Origin of the sequence: Streptomyces sp. F001 (assembly GCF_004187715.1) — a bacterium.
Classification (GTDB): domain Bacteria; phylum Actinomycetota; class Actinomycetes; order Streptomycetales; family Streptomycetaceae; genus Streptomyces; species Streptomyces flavusporus.
Map to the genome: position 1 here is coordinate 64910 of NZ_QZWF01000012.1, position 24132 is coordinate 89041.

General features: G+C 71.1%; 8 protein-coding genes, 5 tRNA genes and 19 pseudogenes. 21 read left to right on the forward strand and 11 right to left on the reverse strand.

What is annotated here, in order from left to right:
* Positions 1 to 20: 20 nt before the first annotated feature.
* The 6 genes and pseudogenes from StrepF001_RS31360 (at position 21) to StrepF001_RS31385 (ending at position 1291) form a co-directional block, all read left to right on the forward strand.
* Positions 21 to 748 (forward strand): annotated as a pseudogene (locus StrepF001_RS31360) (HAD family hydrolase).
* Between the two features lie 92 nt (positions 749 to 840).
* Positions 841 to 912: transfer RNA gene (locus StrepF001_RS31365), tRNA-Gln, on the forward strand.
* Between the two features lie 21 nt (positions 913 to 933).
* Positions 934 to 1006: transfer RNA gene (locus tag StrepF001_RS31370), tRNA-Glu, on the forward strand.
* 19 nt (positions 1007 to 1025) lie between these two features.
* Positions 1026 to 1098: transfer RNA gene (locus StrepF001_RS31375), tRNA-Glu, on the forward strand.
* Between the two features lie 20 nt (positions 1099 to 1118).
* Positions 1119 to 1190 (forward strand) — tRNA-Gln (locus StrepF001_RS31380).
* Positions 1191 to 1218: 28 nt separating this feature from the next.
* Positions 1219 to 1291, forward strand: a tRNA-Glu gene (locus StrepF001_RS31385).
* A gap of 64 nt (positions 1292 to 1355) precedes the next feature.
* Here StrepF001_RS31385 and StrepF001_RS31390 read toward each other — a convergent pair.
* Positions 1356 to 2001, reverse strand: a pseudogene (locus StrepF001_RS31390) (MerR family transcriptional regulator).
* A 98-nt stretch (positions 2002 to 2099) separates the two neighbouring features.
* On the opposite strand from StrepF001_RS31390, the pseudogene StrepF001_RS31395 reads away from it, so the two are divergent.
* A pseudogene (locus StrepF001_RS31395) lies at positions 2100 to 2577 on the forward strand (DUF4188 domain-containing protein).
* 71 nt (positions 2578 to 2648) lie between these two features.
* On the opposite strand, the pseudogene StrepF001_RS31400 reads toward StrepF001_RS31395, so the two are convergent.
* Positions 2649 to 3356, reverse strand: a pseudogene (locus StrepF001_RS31400) (IclR family transcriptional regulator).
* Between the two features lie 198 nt (positions 3357 to 3554).
* Between StrepF001_RS31400 and leuC the strand changes: the two are divergent.
* The 4 genes and pseudogenes from leuC to StrepF001_RS31420 all read left to right on the forward strand — a co-directional run bounded on the left by leuC (position 3555) and on the right by StrepF001_RS31420 (position 6827).
* Positions 3555 to 4977, forward strand: a pseudogene (gene leuC / locus StrepF001_RS31405) (3-isopropylmalate dehydratase large subunit).
* A 6-nt stretch (positions 4978 to 4983) separates the two neighbouring features.
* The gene (leuD, locus tag StrepF001_RS31410) at positions 4984 to 5577 is read left to right on the forward strand and encodes a 3-isopropylmalate dehydratase small subunit (protein WP_129801555.1); all 594 of its coding nucleotides are present in this window, start codon (positions 4984 to 4986) and stop codon (positions 5575 to 5577) included.
* A 267-nt stretch (positions 5578 to 5844) separates the two neighbouring features.
* A pseudogene (locus tag StrepF001_RS31415) lies at positions 5845 to 6074 on the forward strand (hypothetical protein).
* A gap of 135 nt (positions 6075 to 6209) precedes the next feature.
* Positions 6210 to 6827, forward strand: a pseudogene (locus tag StrepF001_RS31420) (HU family DNA-binding protein).
* An 85-nt stretch (positions 6828 to 6912) separates the two neighbouring features.
* Here StrepF001_RS31420 and StrepF001_RS31425 read toward each other — a convergent pair.
* Together StrepF001_RS31425 and cofC are read right to left on the reverse strand one after the other, a co-directional pair.
* A complete protein-coding gene (locus StrepF001_RS31425; RefSeq protein WP_129801552.1) occupies positions 6913 to 7116 on the reverse strand; it encodes a hypothetical protein in 204 nt (67 codons plus the stop codon).
* 9 nt (positions 7117 to 7125) lie between these two features.
* A pseudogene (cofC, locus tag StrepF001_RS31430) lies at positions 7126 to 7762 on the reverse strand (2-phospho-L-lactate guanylyltransferase).
* 142 nt (positions 7763 to 7904) lie between these two features.
* Between cofC and StrepF001_RS31435 the strand changes: the two are divergent.
* The 5 genes and pseudogenes from StrepF001_RS31435 to StrepF001_RS49685 form a co-directional block, all read left to right on the forward strand.
* Positions 7905 to 8639: pseudogene (locus StrepF001_RS31435) on the forward strand (lysophospholipid acyltransferase family protein); the annotation flags it as partial.
* A 115-nt stretch (positions 8640 to 8754) separates the two neighbouring features.
* Positions 8755 to 8813: pseudogene (locus StrepF001_RS49670) on the forward strand (hypothetical protein); the annotation flags it as partial.
* 96 nt (positions 8814 to 8909) lie between these two features.
* A pseudogene (locus StrepF001_RS49675) lies at positions 8910 to 9311 on the forward strand (hypothetical protein); the annotation flags it as partial.
* A 54-nt stretch (positions 9312 to 9365) separates the two neighbouring features.
* Positions 9366 to 10419 (forward strand): annotated as a pseudogene (locus StrepF001_RS50180) (NAD(P)H-dependent glycerol-3-phosphate dehydrogenase); the annotation flags it as partial.
* Positions 10391 to 11182 (forward strand): D-alanine--D-alanine ligase family protein, encoded by a 792-nt coding sequence (locus StrepF001_RS49685; RefSeq protein WP_346656972.1) that lies wholly within the window; start codon positions 10391 to 10393, stop codon positions 11180 to 11182. The pseudogene StrepF001_RS50180 and the gene StrepF001_RS49685, both read left to right, overlap by 29 nt.
* Positions 11183 to 11226: 44 nt before the next feature.
* On the opposite strand, the pseudogene StrepF001_RS31450 reads toward StrepF001_RS49685, so the two are convergent.
* Positions 11227 to 11714 (reverse strand): annotated as a pseudogene (locus tag StrepF001_RS31450) (DUF3515 domain-containing protein); the annotation flags it as partial.
* Positions 11715 to 11734: 20 nt separating this feature from the next.
* Entirely contained in the window at positions 11735 to 11968 is a 234-nt protein-coding gene (locus StrepF001_RS31455; protein ID WP_003997603.1) for an Lrp/AsnC ligand binding domain-containing protein, read from the reverse strand.
* Positions 11969 to 12193: 225 nt separating this feature from the next.
* Here StrepF001_RS31455 and StrepF001_RS31460 point away from each other — a divergent pair.
* Positions 12194 to 13154, forward strand: a pseudogene (locus StrepF001_RS31460) (thiamine-phosphate kinase).
* A pseudogene (thiD, locus tag StrepF001_RS31465) lies at positions 13151 to 13950 on the forward strand (bifunctional hydroxymethylpyrimidine kinase/phosphomethylpyrimidine kinase). Before StrepF001_RS31460 ends, thiD begins: the two co-directional pseudogenes overlap by 4 nt.
* Positions 13951 to 14077: 127 nt before the next feature.
* On the opposite strand, the gene rpmB reads toward thiD, so the two are convergent.
* Positions 14078 to 14263: a 50S ribosomal protein L28 gene (gene rpmB / locus StrepF001_RS31470; protein WP_003993230.1), complete on the reverse strand. Its 186-nt coding sequence runs from the start codon at positions 14261 to 14263 to the stop codon at positions 14078 to 14080.
* Positions 14264 to 14527: 264 nt separating this feature from the next.
* Here rpmB and StrepF001_RS50185 point away from each other — a divergent pair.
* Positions 14528 to 16219: pseudogene (locus tag StrepF001_RS50185) on the forward strand (DAK2 domain-containing protein).
* 465 nt (positions 16220 to 16684) lie between these two features.
* Here the strand turns inward: StrepF001_RS50185 and StrepF001_RS46570 are convergent.
* The 4 genes and pseudogenes from StrepF001_RS46570 to StrepF001_RS31485 form a co-directional block, all read right to left on the reverse strand.
* The gene (locus tag StrepF001_RS46570; RefSeq protein WP_206306994.1) at positions 16685 to 17371 is read right to left on the reverse strand and encodes a hypothetical protein; all 687 of its coding nucleotides are present in this window, start codon (positions 17369 to 17371) and stop codon (positions 16685 to 16687) included.
* 784 nt (positions 17372 to 18155) lie between these two features.
* Positions 18156 to 18362, reverse strand: coding sequence for a hypothetical protein (locus StrepF001_RS46575; RefSeq protein WP_206306995.1), 207 nt, complete (start codon positions 18360 to 18362; stop codon positions 18156 to 18158).
* Entirely contained in the window at positions 18359 to 18571 is a 213-nt protein-coding gene (locus StrepF001_RS46580) for a hypothetical protein (protein ID WP_206306996.1), read from the reverse strand. Before StrepF001_RS46580 ends, StrepF001_RS46575 begins: the two co-directional genes overlap by 4 nt.
* A 620-nt stretch (positions 18572 to 19191) precedes the next feature.
* Positions 19192 to 21031: pseudogene (locus StrepF001_RS31485) on the reverse strand (HSP90 family protein).
* A gap of 187 nt (positions 21032 to 21218) precedes the next feature.
* Here StrepF001_RS31485 and recG point away from each other — a divergent pair.
* Together recG and rsmD are read left to right on the forward strand one after the other, a co-directional pair.
* Positions 21219 to 23381, forward strand: a pseudogene (recG, locus tag StrepF001_RS31490) (ATP-dependent DNA helicase RecG).
* A 154-nt stretch (positions 23382 to 23535) separates the two neighbouring features.
* Positions 23536 to 24113 (forward strand): annotated as a pseudogene (gene rsmD / locus StrepF001_RS31495) (16S rRNA (guanine(966)-N(2))-methyltransferase RsmD).
* Positions 24114 to 24132 lie beyond the last annotated feature (19 nt).

Sequence of the window (24132 nt, forward strand, 5' to 3'; positions counted from 1 at the left end):
CGCCGGGTTACCGTCGGACCATGAGCATTCAGGCCGTGGTCTGGGACGTCGACGACACGCTTTTCGACTACACGACCGCGGACCGCGCCGGAATGGCGCGCACCTGGCGGCCGAGGGCCTGCTCGACGGGTACGACAGCGTCGAGCAGGCCCTCGCGCACTGGCGGCAGGTCACGGACCGGCAGTGGGCGCGGTTCGCCGCCGGTGAGGTGTCCTTCGAGGAGCAGCGGCGGGACCGCGTACGGGTGTTTCTCGGCGAGGATCTCAGCGGCGCCGAGGCCGAGCCTGGTTCGAGCGGTACTCGGGCACTACGAGGCCGCCTGGGCCCTCTTCCCGGACGTACTGCCCGCCCTGGACGCCCTCGCGCCAGCCACCGGCACGCGGTGCTCTCCAACTCCAGCCTGCACGTCCAGGACCGCAAGCTGCGCGTTCTGGGCGTGCGCGACCGCTTCGAGGCCGTGCTGTGCGCCGCCGAGCTCGGCGTCTCCAAGCCCGAGGCCGGCGCCTTCCTCGCGGTGTGCGAGGCGCTGACCCTGCCGCCGCATCTCGTCGCGTACGTCGGAGACCACCCGGAGATCGACGGGCGGGGCGCCGCCGACGCCGGACTGCTGTCGGTCTGGATCGACCGTGGCGGCGCGTACACCAGCGGTGACGCCTCCACCGGACCGCACCGGATCGCCTCGCTCACCGAACTCCCCGCGATCCTCGGCTCGGAAAGCCGTTTTGGAGCCCCGTCCACCTTCAGGTAATGTTCTTCCTGCGCCGCCGGGGAGCGGGCCGAGAGGCCGGAAACCGACAGCGCAAAGCTAGAACAAGATCCCCTCAGGGGCTTGCGTTCCAGTGGCCTATGGTGTAATTGGCAGCACGACTGATTCTGGTTCAGTTAGTCTTGGTTCGAGTCCAGGTAGGCCAGCTCGCAGAGCTCATCTGCAAAGCCCCCGTTGTGTAGCGGCCTAGCACGCTGCCCTCTCAAGGCAGTAGCGCCGGTTCGAATCCGGTCGGGGGTACGGATCCTTCGGGATCAAGGCCCCCGTTGTGTAGCGGCCTAGCACGCCGCCCTCTCAAGGCGGTAGCGCCGGTTCGAATCCGGTCGGGGGTACGGACTGGTCTAAACCACATTGGTCTATGGTGTAATTGGCAGCACGACTGATTCTGGTTCAGTTAGTCTTGGTTCGAGTCCAGGTAGACCAGCTCGGATCTGCGGAAACGCAAGATCCTCGCCCCCGTTGTGTAGCGGCCTAGCACGCCGCCCTCTCAAGGCGGTAGCGCCGGTTCGAATCCGGTCGGGGGTACGCAGATCGATGGGCTTCCACTTCGGTGGGGGCCCATCGGCGTGTCCGGCCCGATTTCCCTGCCTCACGCCCTGCCGAACCGGCGGCGTGACTCCTCCGCCTCCGCCAGCCGGCGCAGGGCGAGCAGGACCGGCTCGTACAGCACGGTCAGCGCCACGGCCGCCTCCACCTGTTCGTCCGGTGTGCCGCCGTACCGCTCCACCAGATCCAGATCGTGGACGGCGAGCTGCCCCAGCGCGCGGGCGTACGGCTCCAAGTCCTCGATGGCGCAGGGGTATCCGAGCCGCTCCAGGGCCGCGATCGCGGTGACGAGCATCCCGAGCGCGGGGGGCGTCACATCGGTCGTGGGGCCGTAGCCCCAGCCGAGCAGCTCCAACAGGCGGTCCGCGCGCTGCCGGGCCGTCTCGGTCGCCGGGTCCTCCGCGTCGGCGGACCTGCCGTGGGGAGGGCCCACACGGCGGTGCCCAGGCGCGCGTTGTGGTCCAGGGAGCCGTCGTCCAGTGCGGTGAGCACGTCTCGTGTGGAGGCCACGGAGACCCCGCCGACCTGGATCAGCGCCCGCACCAGGCGCAGCCGGCGCAGTGCTCCTCGCCGTACTCGGCCTGGGTGGCGGTGACCCGGCGGCCCGGCGGGAGCAGGCCCTCGCGCAGGTAGTACTTGATCGTGGCCGTGGAGACCCCGCTGCGCTCACTCAGCTCCGCCAGTCGCATGTCCGTCCCGTGTTCGAGTTTCCGCTTGCGCTCCCTGTTGGGAGTGTCACTATCCAAGCATGGATAGTGCCGCTATCCAATGACGGGATGGGGACATCATGAGCAAGCCGATCGAAGGGCGCATGTCCGCCGCGGGTGAGGGCGAGATCGTCGTCTTCCTCATCGGGATGCGCGTCAACAGCTTTGCGGCACTGCGGAGTTGGTGGCCGGTCGCCAAGGCCATGCCGCCCATGCTGGCGGAGCTCTCGCGCGAGAAGGGCAGCGGACTGCTGGGGTACCAGTTCCTGCTGGGCTTCCCGCGGGTGCTGTACGTCGTGCAGTACTGGGACTCGAAGGAGAAGCTCCTTGCGTACGCCTCGGCGCCGGCCGGCAGCACCGCCCGGCCTGGGCTGCCTTCAACCGGCGGCTGCGGGCGGGGGGGAAGGTCGGCTTCTGGCACGAGACGTACGTCGTGCCCGCCGGGTCCTACGAGTCGGTCTACGTGAACATGCCCGAGTTCGGCCTCGGCCGGGCCACCGGGTGGTGCCGGTCGCCCGGCGCGGCGACCGTGCGGCCGACCGGCTCAAGGTGAAGTGAGCGGGGCGGACATCGGGGACGGGCCTGCCGCGGCGTTGAGGCGGGCCCTCCTCCCGGTCACCGGCCGCCGGTCAGCTCGAGCGGCGCAGGGCCTCGGAGAGGCGGGCGGCGGCGTCGATGACCGCCTGCGCGTGCATACGGCCCGGGTGGCGCGTGAGGCGCTCGATGGGCGGAGACGGAGACGGCGGCCACGACGCGGTTGGAGGGGCCGCGTACCGGTGCGGAGACGGACGCGACGCCCGGTCGCGCTCGCCGATCGACTGCGCCCAGCCCCGGCGTCGTACCCGAGAGGCGCGGTGGCGTGAAGCGGGCGCCCTGCAGGCCCCGGTGCAGGCGCTCCGGCTCTCCCAGGCATGAGGATCTGCGCCGAGGAACCGGCTTCATCGTGAGTGTCGAGCCGGACCGGGACCGTGTCCCGCAGGCCGGACAGGCGCTCCGCCGCGGCGACGCAGATGCGCATGTCGCCCTGACGCCGGTAGAGCTGTGCGCTCTCGCCCGTGACGTCACGGAGGTGGGTGAGCACCGGGCCCGCCGTGGCGAGGAGGCGGTCCTCGCCGGCGGCCGCGGCCAGTTCTGCCAGCCGCGGGCCGAGAATGAAACGGCCTGCATGTCGCGCGCCACCATACGGTGGTGTTCCAAAGCCACGGCCAGGCGGTGAGCCGTGGGTCGTGCCAGTCCGGTGGCCGCGACCAGACCCGCGAGGGTGGCCGGACCGGACTCCAGAGCGCTCAGGACGAGGGCCGCCTTGTCCAGAACGCCGACGCGCTACTGTTGTCCATGCAACGATACTTGCGTCTCACTCTGTGAAACGCAAGTTCAATTTTCGGTGGAACGCGCCACCCTGGATGTCACGAAGGCACAGTGGCCCGCGGACCGACGGGCCTGGTGGCGGGCGTCCGGCACACCGGGGGCGCGGGCGCCGCCTCCTCAAGATCTCTAGTTGGGTCGGCGCACCTTTGCCGACCGGAGGGAAAGCGATGGGTAGGACACTCGCGGAGAAGGTCTGGGACGACCATGTCGTCCGGCGCGCCGAGGGCGAGCCCGACCTCCTCTACATCGATCTGCACCTGCTGCACGAGGTGACCAGCCCGCAGGCCTTCGACGGCCTCCGCAAGAGCGGCCGGAAGGTGCGGCGCCTCGACCTCACCATCGCGACCGAGGACCACAACACCCCCACCCTCGACATCGACAAGCCCATCGCGGACCCGGTCTCCCGGGCCCAGCTGGAGACGCTGCGCAAGAACTGCGCCGAGTTCGGCGTGCGGCTGCACCCGCTCGGTGACGTCGAGCAGGGCGTCGTGCACGTCGTCGGCCCGCAGCTGGGACTGACCCAGCCCGGCACCACCGTCGTCTGCGGCGACTCCCCACCTCCACGCACGGCGCCTTCGGCGCGCTGGCGTTCGGCATCGGCACCTCGCAGGTCGAGCATGTGCTGGCCACCCAGACGCTGCCCCTGGCCCGCCCGAAGACCATGGCGATCACGTCGACGGCGAACTGCCCGACGGCGTCACCGCCAAGGACCTGATCCTGGCGATCATCGCCAGGATCGGCACCGGCGGCGGCCAGGGCTACATCCTGGAGTACCGCGGCTCCGCCATCGAGAAGCTCTCGATGGAGGCCCGGATGACCATCTGCAACATGTCGATCGAGCGGCGCCCGCGCGGGCATGATCGCCCCCGACGAGACCACGTTCGCCTACCTCAAGGGCCGCCCGCACGCCCCGAGGGCGCCGACTGGGACGCGGCGGTGGAGTACTGGAAGACGCTGCGCACCGACGACGACGCCGAGTTCGACGCCGAGGTCGTCATCAACGCCGGCGAACTGTCGCCGTTCGTCACCTGGGGCACCAACCCCGGCCAGGGCGCGCCCTTTCGGCCGCCGTCCCCGACCCTGCTTCGTACGAAGACGCTTCGGAGCGCCTGGCCGCAGAAAAGGCCCTGGAATACATGGGTTGGAGGCCGGGCAGCCGCTGCGTTCCATCAAGGTGGACACCGTCTTCGTAGGCTCCTGCACCAACGGCCGCATCGAGGACCTGCGCGCCGCCGCCGAGCTCCTGGAGGGCCGCAAAGTCGCCGACGGCGTACGGATGCTGGTCGTCCCGGGCTCCGCGCGGGTCGGTCTGCAGGCCGTCTCCGAGGGGCTGGACGTCGTCTTCAAGGAGGCCGGCGCCGAATGGCGGCACGCGGGCTGCTCGATGTGCCTCGGCATGAACCCCGACCAGCTGGCCCCCGGTGAGCGCTCCGCGTCCACTCCAACCGCAACTTCGAGGGCAGGCAGGGCAAGGGCGGCCGTACGCACCTGGTGTCGCCGCAGGTCGCCGCCGCGACCGCCGTGCTCGGCCACCTGGCCTCCCCGGCCGACCTGACCGAAGAGCCCGCCCGTACGCCCGCTGGAGTCTGATCAGTCATGGAAGCATTCACCACCCACACCGGCCGGGCCGTCCCGCTGCGACGCAGCAACGTCGACACCGACCAGATCATCCCCGCCCACTGGCTCAAGAAGGTGACCCGGGACGGGTTCGAGGACGGGCTGTTCGAGGCCTGGCGCAAGGACGCGTCCTTCATCCTCAACCAGCCCGAGCGGCAGGGTGCGACCGTGCTGGTGGCCGGCCCCGACTTCGGCACCGGTTCCTCGCGTGAGCACGCCGTCTGGGCGCTGCAGAACTACGGCTTCAAGACCGTGATCTCCTCCCGCTTCGCCGACATCTTCCGCGGCAACTCGCTGAAGAACGGGCTGCTCACGGTGGTTCTGGAGCAGAAGATCGTCGACGCGCTGTGGGAGCTCACGGAACAGGACCCGCAGGCCGAGATCACCGTCGACCTGGAGCGCCGCGAGGTGCGCGCGGAGGGCATCACCGCCTCCTTCGAGCTGGACGAGAACTCCCGCTGGCGGCTGCTGAACGGGCTGGACGACATCTCCATCACGCTGCAGAACGAGGGCGACATCGCCACGTACGAGGCGGGGCGGCCTGCGTACAAGCCGCGCACGCTGAAGGTCTGAACCTTCGGACCCCGCGGCGGTCGAGTTTCGGCCACCCCAAACCCTGGCTGTACCCCGATCGGACCGATCGGGGGTACAGCCGTTTTTACGCCCGGACGGTGCCGCGCGCGACACCGTCCGTTCCTTCAACTGCCCACGTTAGGGCGGTTGTTGTTGGGGTACGCGAGCCTTGACAACGCGGCGTCGACAGGGGCCCGGACGGCCGTTTGAGGCAGCAGTTGCCACCCCGGGCAGGCGACAACTCGCCCCAGATGGCACAATCTGTGCATGGAACACGACGGCCAACTCGAGCTCTATGCGGCGGTCGCGGACCAACTCAAGGAAGCGCACGCAAGGGTGCGCGCACTGCAAGTCCCGGAGGGCGTACGGATGGCGCTGACCCGGAAGCTGCTGGTCATCACGGCCGCGGCCAAGCACGATCTTGCCGATGCGACAAGGCGCCTGGAGCGGTTCACGCCGACCTCGACGAGGGTCGATTCCCCGAAGAGGAAGCCTGAACAGTCCGGAACCGTCGAGTCGGCTGCGGCACAAGGGTGATTAGCCCGTTTCGTGTTTGATTTGCGGTATATATCTGCCTAACGTGCGAAAAGCTTGAACACTTTCGTTCTGGCGATGTCTCCGAAGGGGAAGACGTGAACAAGGCGCAGCTCGTAGAAGCGATTGCCGACAAGATGGCGGCCGCCAGCAGGCTGCCGACGCTGTCGATCATGTACTGGACGCCATCGTCCGAGCGGTCGTTGCAGGTGAGCGGGTCTCGGTCACCGGCTTCGGTTCGTTCGAGAAGGTCGACCGGCCGGCCCGGTACGCCCGCAACCCTCAGACGGCGAGCGGGTTCGGGTCAAGAAGACCTCGGTACGCGGTTCCGTGCGGGCCAGGGTTTCAAGGATTGGTGAGCGGCTCGAAGAAGCTCCCGCGCGGGGCGAGGTCGCCGTCAAGAAGGCGCCAAGGCAGCACCGGGCGGTGCCGCGGCCACGGTCAAGAAGGCCGCCGCCAAGAAGACCACCAAGGCCGCTGCGAAGAAGGCCGCGGCGAAGAAGGCGCCTGCCAAGAAGGCCACGGTGGCTGCGAAGAAGGCCGCGGCGAAGAAGGCCCCCGCCAAGAAGACCACGGCGGCCGCCAAGACCACCGCAGCGAAGAAGACCACCGCCAAGAAGGCCCCGGCGAAGAAGGCGACGGCCAAGAAGGCCCCCGCCAAGAAGTCGACGGCGCGCAAGAGCGCCGCCAAGAAGACCACCGCCCGCAAGAGGTAGCGGCGCGGAATTGCTCACGCGCCGGGCCGGACTCCCGTCGGAGCCCGGCCCGCGGTGTGTTCCGGGGCGGTTGAGCAGGGGGGTTTCAGAGCGTCTGGAGTGTCACCAGGGTGATCCGGGGGCTGTCCTCGGGCCCCTCCAGCTCGATGCGCACCCGCTGCCCGGGCCGCAGCAGTCTGAGCCCGCCCGCATCGAAGGCGGCGGCGTCGAAGGGCACCGGAGTGCCGTCGTCGAGCAGCACCTGCCCGCTGCGCGTCTCGGCGTCGTAGGTGTATGCGGTGGCCTGCATGACGGCAGCCTACTGCCCCGGGATCAGCAACCGCGCTGTGGCCGCTGCCGTACGGGGTCCCACTCCGAGGGCGAGCGCTGCACGCAGATCGTCGCCGGTGTCCACGTCCTGGCGTACCGAATCCACGCCCCCGACGCTGAGTTCCACCGCGCCGGATGCGCGATGGCGGGCCCGGGAATCCGTGCCGAATGCCGGGAGCAATTCCCGGCCCGGAGCGGCCGCCAGCAGTGTCGTACCGATTGCGGCCGCATCGGGGAGAAAAGCGCGCGGGAATTCCCCGGCCGCCTCCAGCACCCGGGCCAATTCCGTGGGCGCAGGGCGGGAAGATCGGCGTTCAGGCGGCGACGGGGATTTCGGGGCGTTCGCTCCGGACGGTTGCCGCTCCGTGTGCCAGAGCGGCGTTCAGGCCGCCGCTCGGCTCGTCCGTGACGATCCGGGCGCCCAGCGCGGCCAGCTCCCGGCCCGCCAGGGCGTCGTCCGTGACAACTGCCACATCCCGCACCGCCGGGCAGATCAGCGCGGCGGCCACCGTGTCCTGCGCGAAAGCGAGGGCGAGGCCCGGGCGCAGCCCGTCGCCGGCGGCGTCGGAGAGCCTGCTCTTGGCCCGCGCCAGAGACTTCACGGGTATCACCAAGGTCCAGTGCACGAGCGTTCGTCCCTCTCTTGTCGCGGCCATTGTCACCCGGCCATGGGGGCGGGCGGAGACTCGGGCGTACGGTGTTCTCGACAGACAGGCGGCCTGGGGCGACACTTGTGCGGCCCCCATGCCCTGGAAGGAAGGTGTCCGTGTGCCCCGCCGCAGAATCGGCTTCTGGTACCGCTTCGCCGCGGTGATCTGCAAACCGCCGCTGGTCGTTCTGCTCAAGCGGGACTGGCGTGGAATGGAGCACATTCCGGCCGCGGGCGGTTTTATCACCGTGGTCAACCATAATTCCCATGCCGACCCCTTCGCGTACGCGCACTTTCAGTACAACACCGGACGGGTTCCGCGATTCCTGGCGAAGAGCGGGCTTTTCAGGAAGGGATTCGTGGGCGCCGTGATGCGCGGCACCGGACAGATCCCCGTCTACCGCGAGAGCACGGACGCACTGAGCGCCTTCCGGGCCGCGATCGACGCCGTGGAGCGCGGCGAGTGCGTCGCGTTCTACCCGAGGGCACCATCACCCGCGACCCGAACGGCTGGCCATGACCGGCAAGACCGGTGCCGCCCGCGTCGCGCTGAAGACCAAGTGCCCGTCATCCCGGTCGCCCAGTGGGGCGCCAACGAACTGCTGCCGCCGTACGCCAAGAAGCCGCACCTCTTCCCGCGCAAGACCCACCATGTGCTCGCCGGCCCGCCGGTGGACCTCTCGCCCTTCTACGGCAAGGACATGACCGCGGACGTCCTCAAGGAGGCCACCGAGGTCATCATGGCCGCGATCACCCGCCAGCTGGAGGAGATCCGAGGCGAGCGGGCGCCCGAGACGCCGTACGACCCGAAGCGGGAACGCATCGAGCAGCGGCGCCGGACCGAGGCGCAGACGCAGACGCGAGCACAGGCAGAGGTGCCCGCGCAGGCAGAGGCAGGGGCGCACAGGGCGGGCGGCCGGCCGGTCGGGAAGTGGCCGGGCAGTTCGGCCGGGAAGAGGGGCAGGGGCAGTGAGCAAGCCGGTCAAGGCGGCGGTCTTCAGCGCGGGTTCGTGGGGCACGGCGTTCGGCATCGTGCTCGCCGACGCGGGGTGCGAGGTCACCCTGTGGCGCGCCGCGCGGAGGTCGCGGAAGCGATCAACTCCAGCCGGACCAACCCCGACTACTTCCCGGCTTCGAACTCCCCGAGAACCTGCGCGCCACCACGGACCCGCCGAGGCCGCCGCCGGCGCCGACTTCACGGTGCTGTCCGTCCCCTCGCAGACACTGCGCGACAACCTCGCCGCCTGGGTGCCGCTGCTGGCCCCGGCACCGTTCTGGTCTCGCTGATGAAGGGCGTCGAACTCGGCTCCGCCATGCGGATGAGCGAGGTCATCGAGGATGTCGCCAAGGTCGGCCCGGAGCAGGTCGCCGTGGTCACCGGACCCAACCTCGCCCGCGAGATCGCCGCGCGCATGCCGGCGGCGGCCGTGGTCGCCTGCACCGACGAGGCGGTCGCCCGGCGGCTCCAGGCCGCCTGCCACACGCCGTACTTCGCCCGTACACCAACACCGACGTCGTCGCTGTGAACTCGGCGGTGCGGTCAAGAACGTCATCGGCTCGCCGTCGGCATCGCGGACGGCATGGGGCTCGGCGACAACGCCAAGGGGTCGCTCATCACGCGCGGGCTCGCCGAGACCACCCGGCTCGGGTCGCCATGGGCGCCGACCCGCTGACCTTCTCCGGACTCGCGGGCCTGGGCGACCTGGTGGCCACCTGCTCCTCGCCGCTGTCCCGCAACCACACCTTCGGCACCAACCTCGGCAAGGGCATGACCCTCGAGGAGACCATCGCGGTCACCAAGCAGACCGCCGAGGGTGTCAAGTCCTGTGAGTCGGTGCTGGATCTGGCCCGCCGGCACGGTGTCGACATGCCGATCACCGAGACGGTCGTCGGGATCGTGCACGAGGGCAAGCCTCCCGTGGTCGCCCTCAAGGAGCTGATGTCGCCAGCGCGAAGCCGGAACGACGCTGAGCGCTCCGCAGGTGGTGCCGCGAAGGGGAAGTGCCGCGGGGTGCCGTCGAGCGTCCGCGGCGCCGTCGTGGCTCGTCGCGCCCACGGTGGGGGTCCCCCGCTCATGGGCGTCCCCCACGCGAGCGAAGCCGAGCGGGGGAGAAGCCGAGCGTGGGGGAGGAGCCGCATGTCGATACAGTCCCCCGCCCCTTCAGGGCGCTGCCGAACCGCCGCCGACTTCGCCCCGCCCGGGGAGGCGCTAGGTCGGGGCCCTACCAACGGGTACTCTCATCGCGATATGAGCACCGAGAACCTCCCCCAGAGCCCTGAGCAGCCGTCTCGCAAGCCGCGCGTGGCCGTCGTGTTCGGCGGGCGCAGCTCCGAACACGGGATCTCCATGGTCACCGCCGGCGCCGTACTGCGGGCCATCGACCGGACGAAGTACGACGTCCTGCCGATCGGCATCACCAGGAAGGCCGCTGGGTGCTCACCGCCGACGAACCGGAGCGCATGGCGATCGCCGACCGCCGCACGCCCGACGTCGAGGAGCTCGCCGAGTCGACCGAGGGCGGCGTGCTGCTCCCGTCGACCCCGCGAGCCGCGAAGTCGTCTACAGCGAGCCCGGATCGGTACCAAGGCGCTCGGCGAGGTCGACGTGGTCTTCCGGTGCTGCACGGTCCGTACGGCGAGGACGGCACGCTCCAGGGCCTCCTGGAGCTGTCCGGCGTGCCGTACGTGGGTTCCGGGGTGCTCGCCTCGGCCGGGCCAGGACAAGGAGTACATGAAGCGGGTGTTCGTCTCGTTCGGGCTGAAGGTGGGCCCGTACGTGGTGATCAGGCCGCGCGAGTGGCAGCTCGACGAGACCGGCGCGCGGCGCCGGATCGCCGAGTTCGCGGGGGAGCACGGCTGGCCGCTGTTCGTGAAGCCCGCGCGCGCGGGGTCGTCGATCGGCATCACCAAGGTCGAGTCCTTCGAAGGCCTCGACGAGGCGATCGCCGAGGCCCAGCGCCACGACCCGAAGATCATCGTCGAGGCCGCGCTGCGTGGCCGTGAGATCGAGTGCGGTGTGCTGGAGTTCGAGGACGGCCCGCGCGCCTCCGTCCCCGCCGAGATCCCGCCGCCGGACGCGCACGCGTACTACGACTTCGAGGCGAAGTACATCGACTCCACGCCGGGGATCGTCGGCCCGCTCACCGACGAGCAGACCGCCGAGGTGCGCAGGCTCGCCGTCGAGGCGTTCGAGGCGGCGTCCTGCGAAGGGCTCGTCCGGGCGGACTTCTTCCTCACCGAGGACGGTGAGTTCGTGATCAACGAGATCAACACGATGCCCGGCTTCACGCCCATCTCGATGTACCCGCAGATGTGGCAGGCGAGCGGGGTGGCGTACGCGGAGCTGGTGGACCGCCTGATCCAGGCGGCACTTCGCCGCTCAACGGGACTGCGCTGAGGCCGCCGGGGGCGAGCCTGGTGGGCGCAGCCGTCAGTCGGCGATCCCTTCGGGATCGCCTTCTTGACGGCCGAAGCCAGGTCGATGAGCACGGCGGACGAGTCGCGCCCCGCCGGCACGGCAACCTCGACGTACGCAAGACGATTGGCGGTTGTGAAGCGATACGCCCCGTCGCCCGCGTTCTCCATCAGCCAGTCGACGCCGTTCACGCCCCCGGCCACCGCGTCGGGATCCCGCCCCTCCGCCACCTTCGGGTCGATCATCTTCGGCGGCCGTGCGACACCGCAGCGCAGTATGATCGCGGGGTTTCCCAGCCCGCCGTGAGGACGGACCGGGGCTCGGGGTCCCGGCGCTCCAGACCGGCGACCTCACGCGGCAGCGCACCGTCCAGGTTCTGACACAGCTTGGTGACCTCTGTGTCCGGGCTGGGAACCGCGGTGCCCGCGCTGTCGTCTGCTGAGGAGCAGCCCGCGACGGTGATCAACAGGACGGACGCGGGCAGACCGATGAGCCGGTGACGGGAAAACTTCACCGGCCAAGGGTAGACGGGGGCTACAGATGGACGACCGGGCAGGTCAGGGTGCGGGTGATCCCGTCCACTTGCTGGACCTTGGCGACCACCATGCGGCCGAGGTCGTCGACGGTGTCGGCCTGGGCGCGCACGATGACGTCGTACGGTCCCGTCACGTCCTCGGCCTGGATCACCCCAGGGATCTTGCTGATCGTCTCGGCGACGGTCGACGCCTTGCCGACCTCCGTCTGGATCAGGATGTACGCCTGTACCACGGAACCTCCAGGGCGGCCACGAGGATCATGTGGGGAAAAGGAACGCCACGGTATCGCGTTGCCGCTCGCCGCGGGGACCTGCGGTGACCACGGCACACGCGCCGCGGTGCAGGCACGACGGATGTTGACGGTCGGGTGGGGCGGATCGGCGGTCACTTCGACCGTATCGAGGACACTGATGACCCGCGACCGGGAACGCACAGGGACAGAAGGGGCGTAAGGGCAATGAAGGGCACTGTTGGTGAGCTCGGTGAGTTCGGGCTCATCAGGGAGCTCACCTCCCGTCTCACCACCACCCCGGCGGTGCGGGTCGGGCCGGGTGACGACGCCGCGGTGGTCGCCGCGCCCGACCGCCGGGTGGTGGCCAGTACCGACCTCCTCCTGGAGGGGCGGCACTTCCGCCGGGACTGGTCCACGGCGTACGACGTGGGCCGCAAGGCGGCCGCGCAGAACCTCGCGGACATCGCGGCGATGGGCGCCGTCCCGACCGCGCTGCTGCTCCGGTCTGGTCGTCCCGGCGAACTCCCGGTGACCTGGCCGACGGAGCTGATGGACGGCCTGCGCGACGAGTGCCAGGTCGCGGGTGCCGCCGTGGTGGGCGGTGATGTCGTACGGGGTGACACGATCATGGTGTCGATCACCGCGCTCGGCGATCTGCGCAACCAGGAACCCGTGACCCGGGCCGGCGCCCAGCCCGGTGACCTCGTCGCGGTGACCGGCTGGCTCGGCTGGTCCGCCGCCGGCTACGCAGTGCTGTCGCGCGGGTTCCGCTCGCCGCGCGCCTTCGTCGAGGCGCACCGGCGCCCCGAGCCGCCGTATCACGCCGGTCCGGCGGCGGCCGCGTTGGGCGCGACGGCGATGTGCGACGTCAGCGACGGGCTGATCGCCGACCTCGGGCACATCGCGGAGGCCAGCAAGGTCCGCATCGACATCCGCTCCGGTGCGATCGACGTCCCCTCGCAGATGAACGACATCGGACAGGCGGTCGGGGTGGACCCCCTGCAGTGGGTGCTCACCGGGGGAGAGGACCACGCGATCGTGGCGACCTTCCCGCCGGACGTGAAGCTGCCCGCCCGCTGGAAGGTCATCGGTGAGGTGCTCAACCCCTCGGCACTGCCGCAGGTGACGGTCGGGGGCGGCGTGGGCCAAGGGCGGCTGGGACCACTTCGGGGACATCGAGTCATGAGCGCGCCGCCCAGAGTGCTGACCGTGGCCGGCTCGGACTCCGGCGGGGGTGCGGGCATCCAGGCCGACCTGAAGACGATGCTCGCACTCGGCGTGCACGGCATGAGCGTGCTCACCGCGGTCACCGCGCAGAACTCCTCGGGGTGCAGGGTGCCTGGGAACTGCCGGTGGCGGCGGTGCGGGCCCAGTACCGCAGCGTCGTCGACGACATCGGCGTCCAGGCCGTGAAGACCGGGATGCTGGCCTCGGCCGAACTGGTCGAGGTGGTGGCCGAGTTGATCGGCGAGACGGACGCGCCCACGGTCGTCGACCCGGTGGGCGTCTCCAAGCACGGGGACCCGCTGCTGGCGGCCTCCGCGCTGGATTCCGTACGGACGAAGCTGCTGCCGGCGGCGACCGTGGTGACGCCGATCTCGACGAGGTCGCCCAACTGACGGGGTACGGGTCGAGTCGGAGGCCGACCTGCGCCGGGCCGCGGCGGCCGTGCTGGCGTACGGACCGACCTGGGTCGTGATCAAGGGTGGGCATCTGCCCGGCGACGCCGTGGATCTGCTCACCGACGGCTCCGAGGAGCACTGGCTGCGCGCGCCCCGGCACGACAACCGGCACACGCACGGGACGGGCTGCACCCTCGCATCGGCGATCGCGTCGCAGCTGGCGAAGGGGCAGTCCGTGCCCGAGGCGGTGGCGGCGGCCAAGGAGTACGTCACCGGGGCGATCGCGGCCGGGTTCGCGCTCGGTGGGGGATCGGGCCTGTGGACCATGGGTGGCGCTTCCGGGCGGGCGGCGGCGCGTAAACGCTTGCCCTCGGCTCGATGCCCGTGGCCGCGGATCCGCTTCGGGCACAGCAGAGAGCCGGTCCACACGAGGTGGACCGGCTCTCTGCAGCGAACCAGCAGTGGCCGCGCGCTTAGCAGCTGTGCGTCAGCGCGAGACCTTGCCGGCCTTGATGCACGAGGTGCAGGCGTTCACGCGCTTCGGCGTCCCGCCGACCACGGTACGCACACGCTGGATGTTCGGGTTCCAGCGGCGGGACGTACGGCGGTGCGAGTGCGAGATGTTGTTGCCGAAGCCCGGCCCCTTGCCGCAGACGTCGCAGTTGGCAGCCACGGGTCACTCCAAAGACTTCAGATGCACTTACGGTTGATCCCGGCATGCCGGGATCGAGATCTTAGGCTCTTGCGAGCGATCTGAGATCTGAGTGGCGTTGCCAGGGGAATAGCCCGATCGGGATCGGGCAACCGGAGCAGCATACAACGGCTGCGCCCGTACAACGAAACTACCACGGCGGCTCAGGCGTCCGCCCCGCCCTCTTCCGCCGGGCACCGGCCCCAGGGCTACGCTGCGTCCGACGTCCAGCTCAAGGAGGCGCAGGTGGCGCAGGTGCCGCAGACATTCTTCGATGCTCTGGCGGTGCGTACCTGGTGCGGTCTCGCGCTGGAGGCGCTGGGACGCGCGCGTGAGGAGATCGACGCGATCAACGTGTATCCCGTGGCGGACGGGGACACCGGCACCAATCTGTACCTGACCGTCGAGTCGGCGGTTGCCGCGGTGGAGGCGGTCTTCGCCGCGCACGAGTCGGCTCCGGAATCCAGGGGGGCCGTCGCTGGCCGAGGTCACGCGCGCGATGGCGCACGGGGCGCTCATCGGGGCGCGGGGCAATTCCGGGACGATCCTCGCGCAGCTGCTGCGCGGCATGGCGCAGGTGCTCGTCGACGGTGCGGACGCTCAGACCGACGCCCAGAGCCTGCGGCTCGCGCTGCGGTGCGCCGCCGACTCCGCCCGCCAGGCCGTGGCCCACCGTGGAGGGCACGGTCCTGTCGGTCGCCTCGGCCGCTGCCGACGCGGCCGGTGGAGCCGAGGGCGACTGCGGGACGGTCGCACGGGCCGCCTACGAGGGGCGCGGGCCGCTCTCGCCGCGACCCCGGGACAGCTGGCCGTCCTCGAGCGGGCCGGGTGGTCGACGCCGGGGGACGCGGGCTGGTGGCGGTGCTGGCGGCGCTGGTGGAGACGTTCACGGGGGAGGTGCCGGGCACGGTGGCGGTGTCGGCTTCCGTGCGGCACGCGCGCGTGGGGTCCGACACCGGGCAGGCCTCTCGGGGCGGACCGGGCGCCGACGATGCGGCGGAGTGCGCGGACGGGGTGACGGAGGGCGGTCCCGCGTACGAGGTGATCTACCTCCTGGAGGCCGACGACGCATCCGTGGCGCGGCTGCGGCAGCGGCTCGACGCGCTCGGGGACTCGCTCGTGGTCGTCGGCGGGGACGGGCTGTGGAACGTCCATGTGCACGTGGACGACGCCGGCGCCGCCGTGGAGGCGGGTGTCGAGGCCGGGCGGCCGTACCGGATCCGGATCACGCACTTCGCGGCCGACGACGTGCACACCTCTCGCGGGGAGCGGCCGGCCGGGAGCGGGCCGAGCGAGCCGTGGTGGCCGTCGTACCCGGCGAGGGCCTGGCCGGGCTGTACGCCGAGGCGGCGCGCGACCGTGCTCGCGCGCGCCCGGGGAGCCGCCCGTGAGCGGGAGCTTGTCGAGGCCGTACGGCGGGCGCACGCGCGCGAGGTCGTCCTGCTGCCCAACGACGCCGAGCTGCGCACACCGCGGCCGCGGCGGCCGAGCAGGCCCGTGCGGAGGGCATCCGGGTGGCCCTCATTCCCACGCGCTCCGCGGTCCGGGCATCGCGGCGCTCGCGGTGCACGAGCCGGAGCGCCGCTTCGACGAGGACGTCGTGTCGATGACGTCGGCGGCGGGCTCGACCCGCTACGGCGAGTCGTCGTCGCGGAACGCCAGTCCTGGACATGGCGCATCTGCCAGGCCGGTGACGTCCTCGGCTCATCGACGGGGACGTCGCGGTGATCGGGTCGGACGTCACCGCCACCGCCGAGTCCGTCCTCGACCGGATGCTCGCGGCCGGCGGGGAACTGGTGACCCTCGTCCTCGGTGACGAGGTTCCCGAGTCCGTGGCGAGCGTCTTGGAGGCCCGGGTGAGGGAGGCGTATCTCGCGTCGACACGGTGGTGTACGGGGTGGACGGCAGGGGGCGCTGCTGCTCATAGGGGTGGAGTAGGGCCCATCGGTGGAGTCGGGCCCCTCGGCGGAGGGTCCATTGCTCCCCGCCTCCGTGGGGTTTCGTTCAACGATCCTCCTGTTCCTCCACACCCGCAGCAGCTGCTCGGCCTCTGCCCGCCGCGCCCGAGCGAGGTCGGTCTCGTCGACGGCATCCGCGTACGCGGCAGTACGGCACGCGCGCGTGCAGCCGCCTCCGCGCTGCGGCCCAGGTCGGCGCCAGCAGCCCGGGCGAGTTCGGCACCGGTACGGCTGTGCACGGCGGCGTCCCGAGCGAGGCGAACACCGCGACGGCCTGGGCCTTGGGCCAGGGCCTCCGCGAATGCGGCCTGGATCGAGCGTCCCCGGCGTCCTCGGCGGACGAGCGGGCCAGCAGGTCGCCGACTGGCGTGCGTGTCGCCCAGTTCGGCGGTCAGCCGCTGCTGCGCGTCCTCGTCGGCCGTGGCATCCAGCGCCCCGCTCGCACTCACCGAGGGCGAGCGTCATCAGCTCCCGTGCGTGTCCGTGCCGTCCTCCGTGCGCAGGCGAGCCACGCGCGGGCGCGCAGCGAGCGGACCAGACCGTGGACGTTGCCGAGGGAACGCACAGGTCGCCCGCGCGCGTACGCCCGGTCCGCCTCGGTGGGCAGCCCCGCCTGTCCGAGGGACTCGGCGGCGAGGTGGGCGAGGGTCGCGTGGTCCTGCTGCTCGGCCAGTGCCGGCGATCTCGCCGCCTGCAGTCGGGCTCGGCGGAGGCGCGGTGCTCCCGAGCTCGCTGAGGCAGTCGCCGAGCCACCACTGGGTCTGGACGATCGCGCGTCGCCGTGCGTCTCGGCGGTCAGGTCGAGCAACGCCGACTCCAGCACTCGGCGGCCTCGGCGCACCGCCCTGCCGCAGCAGGAACCCGGCCGAGCAGTGCCGGGCCCAGGCGCCGAACGTCGGGCCTCGCCGGCCTCGTCGGCCAGTGTGCTGCCTCCAGAGCGTGCTCGGCGGCCTGCGGACTCGTCGCTGCCGCGAGGACCTCGGCGAGCTGCAGGTGCAGCTGGGCCCGCCGGTCGCCTCCAGGTGCGGTCCCCGTGCTCCAGGGCCGCCTTCAGCGCCCGCTCGGCCTCCGCCAGTGTGCCGAGGTGGTGGGCGAGCCCGGCCAGCCGGGCCTCGTACTCCACCGCGAACACGGCAGCCCGCGTCGACGACGCCGCGAGGCCTGCGCGAAACAGTTCGGCGGCGGCCTCCAGATCCCGTGGTGCACCGCGAGTTCGGCGAGCATGGCCCGCGCCTCGGCGGCCCGTGCGGCGAGCCGGACGTCGTCCCCGGCCTGCCCTCCACGAGCGCGAGCACCTCCGCGCCGCCGCCTCGGCCGCGGCGAGGACGGCCTCCTGCGAGGAGCCGGGGGACGGTACGGGCGTCGGCCTCTGCGGCAACGCGCCTCCGGCGCCCGGCGGCCTCGTCCGCCTCCTGCACCCTCCGCATCAGGATCCGCGCCCGCCCCATCAGCACGGACGCGGTCGCCGGAGCCGTGGCACTCTCGGCATACAGGGAGGACTGGTCGTAGGGCTCGGCGACGGCTCGACGCCTCGGGACCCGCCCCGAGGGCGCGTACGTACGCCGCACGCGCGCGTGCGCCAGCGCCTCACGGGGTGCCCGCTCGGCGTACAGCTCGGCGGCGCGTTCGAAGAGCTCGGCGCCTCGGGCCCGAGGTCCATCGCCGGTGATCGGCGATCTCCGGCGGTCACGGGCGTCCATGCCGACGCCCTCCGCGGCCCGGGCGACGGCCGCCCAGGCTCGACGGCGTTCGGCTGCAGGGCATCCGACAGGCGGCGCGCCTCGGCCAGCAGCGCGGCCAGGTCCGGCTCGTCCGCGCCCGCGGTGGGCGAGGACGCGACTGGGGCGGGGGCCACGGACGCCGGGACGACCGTACGCCGGAGACAGCCGTTCCGCGCGCACGCCCAGGGCGAGCGCTCACAGCGGCTGCTGCCCATCCGCGCGCGTGCCGCTCACTGACGTGCGACGTGGTTGGCTGGTCGAAACGCGCCGCAGGGCGAGGGCCTCCGCGCGCGCGTGGGCGGCCAGTTCGCGTGCGTTCCATGTCCGGCCGGCCGGTCCCGGGACCTGCTGATCGCCCAGGCCCAGTTCGGTGAGGTCCATGAGCAGGCTCACCACGCTCATGAACTCCATTCGGCTGCGCGGATGTCCGGTGTCGGTGAAGTACGCGGCCGTCGCCAGCAGCTCAGACCGCGTGCCTCGTTGCCGGTCAGCGTGCAGAACTCGACATGGTCGGCGTACGCGCCCCGCATGCTCTCCATGGCCGTACGAGCCGGAAGCGCGCAGATGGTGGGCGCGTGCTCGTCCAGGCGGCCCAGCCGCAGCAGGGGCACGAGGGAGGAGCCAGCGTGGTGTGCGGCTCGTGGGCGGTGAACTCGCCGTCCAGCACCGGACCCACAGCTTCAGCGCCTCGGCGTCCGCGCCCGTTCCACTGCCACAGCCCTGACCCTGCAGCTCGCATGCGTGGCAGTCGGCATCCTGTCCGGTCTGCGGCCAGCCACGGGCGTACGCCCGTCCGCCCGCTGCACGTCTCGACATGCGCGGCCACGCTGAACTCGGCGCTGCGCACGGCCCGTTCGGAGTGACCGGCGAGGGGTAGCGGTGCTCCATCTCGCCGAGCCACTTCTCGATGGAGGCCAGCGGGATGTGCGGCTGGTCGAGCATGCGGCCGACATCCATTGAAGACCAGTGCAGGGAGTGGGTCTCGTACTCGTCGAAGTCCTCGGGCGCTCGTCCCATGCGCAGCAGACGCGCGAAGGGACGAACATTTGTCCTTCTCGGAGCTGTAGTTGTAGACCTTCAGCTGGTGTCCGAGCACCTCGATCACGGGAGCGGGATGCCCAGCTTCTGGCCTCGGCGAGCAGCTGTTCCGCGCGCGCGTTGCGGGCGGGCCTCCGGCTGCTCGGAGTTCTGAGCCATCGCCGGCGCAGCGCGTCGAAGTCGGTGATCTCACTCATCGGTGACCGTCCCCAGGGGAGTCGGAGTCGCTGTGGGTGGCCCATTCGAGGAGGCCGATGAACGCGCGGTTCAGCAGCGCGGAGTCGGCCGGCCGCAGCGGCGCTGCGCCATGAGCAGGGCCTGGCCGTACAGGGACTCCGGGCGGTGCCCACGAGCTCCGGTTCGTTCAGTGAACTGATCCGGCGGATCAGCGGGTGAGGTGGTTGAGACCAGAGCGCGCGTGGGTGCTGCCGGCAGCGGCCCAGGATGGCCCGGCCCACAGGTCGTCGGCCTGCTCCTCCGCCTCGGCGCGGGCCTGCTCGTGCCGGGCCGCCCGGTCGTCCAGATGCAGCGCGGCACGGACAGGGGGTGGAAGGCCCGCAGGACCACGTCACAGCCCAGCGGGTCCAGGGTGGCCCGCGCGGCCGCCAGAAAGCCCGAAAGGCCAGCTCCTCGGCCGGGTCGACGGCATCCAGGTGGGCGGTCACCGTGTCGGCGTCGAGCTCGGCCACCACGGTGCCGGGGCGGACCGAGGGCAGCGCCTCGACCAGTTCGCTGTCGTACGTGTAACCGCCGTTGACGACGCCGATGCCCTGCGCGGACGCGATCGGGGCGACCTGCCGGTACTCCTCGACGGTGCGCGTGAAGTGCACCACCGGGTGCCGCAGGGCGAACTCCTCCAGGGACAGCTGCCCGTCGGTCGTCTCGAAGGGCAGCCACGGCAGCATCGTGCGCAGCATCCCCCTGTCGTCGGGCAAGGGACTTCACGCCCAGATGGTGCACGGACAGGAACGCCGCCAGCCGCTCCGGATCACCGGCGGCAAGACCCGTCAGCCAGGACCGGATCCGCTCGCCCAGCGCTTCCGCACGGCGGCCAGCGTCTCGTCCTCGTAGAGCGACTCGCGTGACGCCGTGGGCCGCAGGCTGTCGGTGTCGAGCACACAGCGAACGAAGAACGCCCAGTCGGGCAGCAGCTGTTCGGCGCGCTCGGTCAGCAGCATGCCCTTGAGATGGACCCGGTGCCGGGCGCGCTGCGCCGGGCTGACCGCGGAGGGCAGGACGTACGCACACACCGCGGATGCCCGCGAGCGGTACGTTGAGGTCGATCGAGTCCAGCGGCGTGAACCCGAACAGCTCGTGACAGTGCCGCGCCAGGGCCACCCTCCGGGTGGCGGGGGAGGGGTACGGCCGGTCCCAGGGCGCCGGAAGGTCGGTGACCGCCTCGTCGCCCCCGCACGTCGTACGGCAGCAGCGAGCCGAAGTCCCGCGCCAGCGCCAGCACCCGTTCCTCGGCCAGCCACTCCCCGGCCCCGGCCCGCGCCACCAGGTGCACAGTGTCCCCGGTTCGGGACGGGCCTCGTCCGGCAGCGTCCGCACCGTGTACGAGCCGTCGTCGGTCGCCGTCCACTCCACGGGCCGGGCATCGGGCGTGCGGGCGCTGCGGCTGACGACCCGGATCCGCTCGGCGACGACGAAACAGGCCAGCAATCCGATGCCGAACTGCCCGAGAAAGTCGGAGCGCACCTCCTGGATCCCCTTGGCGCGCTTGGAACTGCGGCCGATGGTCGCCAGCAGGCTGTGCACATCGGCCTCGGTGAGCCCGACGCCGGAGTCCTCCACCCGCAGGGCGCCGCTCCCGGCGTACAGCCGCACCCGCGCCGGGGCGTCGGGCTGTTCGGCCCGGCGGGCGGTGATGGCGTCGACGGCGTTCTGCAGCAGTTCGCGCAGATAGACCTTCGGCTGGAGTAGAGGTGATGGGAGAGCAGATCCACCAGACCGCGCAGGTCGACCTGGAACGTATGAGGTGAAGGGGCTGACTGGGATGCCTGTGATGACTGTGAGGTCTGGGAGTCCATCGTCACAGCGCCGGTGGGGGACGACGTCGGCGCGGGGTCGGGCGGTCCGGGTGAGGCCGTGACCGCGAAAGGATGGCCGGGGCGCGCCATCCTAAAGCCCCAGCGAGCCGTCTGACCAGGGTTTCCCGAGACGTATACGGCTGCGCGCCCGGGACCTCTACGGCATTGTCAGTGGTGTGTGTGTGCAATGGATCTCGTGCCCGCACTGGAAGAACCACTGAGAAGGTGCTCGGCCCAGCCACCGCGAAGGTGTATGCCGAGCACCTCGGCCTGAACGTGGTGACCTCCTGCACCACTACCCGCGCAGATACGAGGAGCGGGGCCAGCTGACCCACCTCGCCGACCTTCCCATGGACGAGCACGTCACCGTGGTCGCCCAGGTCGCCGACGCCCGCCTGCACACCTTCGCCTCCGCCAAGGCGCCCCGCGGCAAGGGCCAGCGCCTCGAGGTGACCATCACCGACGGCAGCGGCCGCCTCCAACTGGTCTTCTTCGGCAACGGCGTGCACAAACCCCACAAGGAACTCCTGCCGGGCACCCGGCGATGTTCGCGGGCAAGGTCTCCGTCTTCAACCGCCGTCTGCAACTCGCTCATCCCGCCTACGAGTTGCTGAAGGGGGACGCCGAGGACGCCGTCGACACCTGGGCGGCGCCCTGATTCCGCTCTACCCGGCCACCGCCAAGCTGGAGTCCTGGAAGATCGGCAAGGCGATCCAGACGGTCCTGCCCAGCGCCCAGGAGGCCGTCGATCCCTGCCGGACCCCTGCGCGAGGGCCGCGGTCTGGTCTCCCTCCCCAGGCCCTCCTCAAGATCCACGCCCGCACACCAAGGCGGACATCGCCGGCGCCCCGACCGCCTCAAGTGGGACGAGGCCTTCGTCCTCCAGGTCGCCCTGGCCCCCGCCGTCACGCCGACGCCCAACTCCCGGCGGTCGCCCGCAAACCCAAGCCCGACGGCCTCCTCACGGCCTTCGACGACCGCCTCCCCTTCACCCTCACCGAGGCCAGCAGAAGGTCTCCAGGGAGATCTTCGACGACCTGCGACGGAGCATCCGATGCATCGGCTCTGCAGGGGAGGTCGGCAGCGGCAAGACCCTGGTGGCCCTGCGCGCCATGCTCGCCGTCGTCGACGCCGGTGGGCAGGCCGCGATGCTCGCGCCCACCGAAGTGCTCGCCAGCAGCATCACCGGTCGGTCGTGGAGATGATGGGCGAGCTGGCCGAGGGCGGATGCTGGGCGGGGCCGAGCAGGCCACGAAGGTGGTCCTGCTGACCGGGTCCATGGGCGCGGCCGCCGGCGGCAGTCGTTGCTCGATCTGGTCACCGGGGAGCAGGATCGTGATCGGCACGCACGCGTTGATCGAGACAAGGTGCAGTTCCATGACCTGGGGCTGGTCGTGGTGGACGAACAGCACCGGTTCGGGGTCGAGCAGCGCGACGCCCTGCGCGGCAAGGGCAAGCAGCCTCCGCACCTGCTGGTCATGACCGCCACGCCCATCCCGCGGACCGTCGCCATGACCGTCTTCGGGGATCTGAGACCTCCGTCCTCGACCAGCTCCCGGCCGGACGCTCGCCCATCGGCAGCCATGTCGTCCCCGCCGCCGACAAGCCCCACTTCCTGGCCCGGGCATGGGAGCGGGTGCGCGAGGAGGTCGCGAACGGCCATCAGGCATACGTCGTCTGCCCCCGTATCGGTGACGAGGAGGACGACCCGAAAAAGAAGAAGTCCCCGGAGGACGAGGCCGAGAAGCGCCCGCCGCTCGCCGTCCTGGACGTGGCCGACCAGCTGAGCCAGGGCCGCTGAACGGCCTCAAGGTCGCGGTGCTGCACGGTCGTATGCACCCGGACGACAAGGACGCCGCATGCGCCGCTTCGCCGCCGTGAGACCGACGTCCTGGTCGCCACGACGGTCATCGAGGTCGGCGTGAACGTGCCGAACGCGACCGTGATGGTGATCATGGACGCCGACCGCTTCGGCGTCTCCCAGCTCCACCAGCTGCGCGGCCGCGTCGGCCGGGCTCGGCGCCCGGCCTGTGCCTGCTGTCACCGAGATGCCCGAGGCGAGCGCGGCCCGCCAGCGGCTCAACGCTGTGGCGGCCACCCTCGACGGCTTCGAACTCTCCCGTATCGACCTCGAACAGCGCCGCGAGGGCGACGTCCTCGGCCAGGCCCAGTCCGGCGCCCGCACCAGCCTGCGCGTGCTCGCCGTCATCGAGGACGAGGAGATCATCGCCGCGGCGGAGGAGGCAGCGGCGTGGTCGCGGCCGACCCGGAGCTGACCGCCTTCCGGTCTGAGGACGGCCCTGGACGCCCTTCTGGACAGGAGAGGGAGCAGTACTTGGAAAAGGGGTGAGCGGGACACCCTTCAGGGGGCGGCTGTGTCGATATGCGGCTCCGCCGCGCGGGCGTGACCAGCCACCACGAACCCGCAGCCGGCCAGGGCGAATGCGCACCCCCACCGTGGCCTGCCAAACTGAACGCAAAGGACCCACGAACAAGGACCCGAGATGACCCGCGTGATCGCCGGCGCAGCCGCGGACGCCGCCTAGCCGTCCCGCAGGGAACCCGCACCCGCCCACTCCGACCGCTCGCGAGGGCCTCTTCTCCACCTGGCAGTCCCTGCTCGGCGGCCCCCTGGACGGCGAGCGGTCCTTGACCTGTACGCCGGTTCCGGCGCCGTCGGCCTGGAAGCCCTCTCCCGGGGCGCCGGCCACACCCTCCTCGTCGAAGCCGATGCCCGAGCGGTCCGCACGGTCCGGGAGAACGTCAGAAACCTCGGCCTGCCCGGCGCCGAGGTCAGGGCAGGCAAAGCGGAACAGATCATCCGCACACCGCCCCGCGGAGCCGTACGACATCGTCTTCCTCGACCCGCCGTACAGTGTCTCGGATCACGATCTTCGCGAGATTCTGCTCACACTCCGCACGGAGGGTGGCTCGCGGACGAAGCCCTCGTCACCGTGGAGCGCAGCACCAGAAGCGGTGAGTTCGGGTGGCCGGAGGGCTTCGAAGCACTCCGTACCCGCCGGTACGGTGAGGAACGTTTTGGTACGGTCGCGCCGCCTCTACGTGCGAAGACGCACCATGACCGGACCGGAGAGCGAGGG

Coding starts and splice junctions, on each gene's coding strand:
- StrepF001_RS46575 (WP_206306995.1), bottom strand. CDS start 18,362: ATGAGCGTGGTGAGCCTGCTCATGGACCTCACCGAACTGGGCCTGGGC.
- leuD (WP_129801555.1), top strand. CDS start 4,984: ATGGAAGCATTCACCACCCACACCGGCCGGGCCGTCCCGCTGCGACGC.
- StrepF001_RS31425 (WP_129801552.1), bottom strand. CDS start 7,116: ATGCAGGCCACCGCATACACCTACGACGCCGAGACGCGCAGCGGGCAG.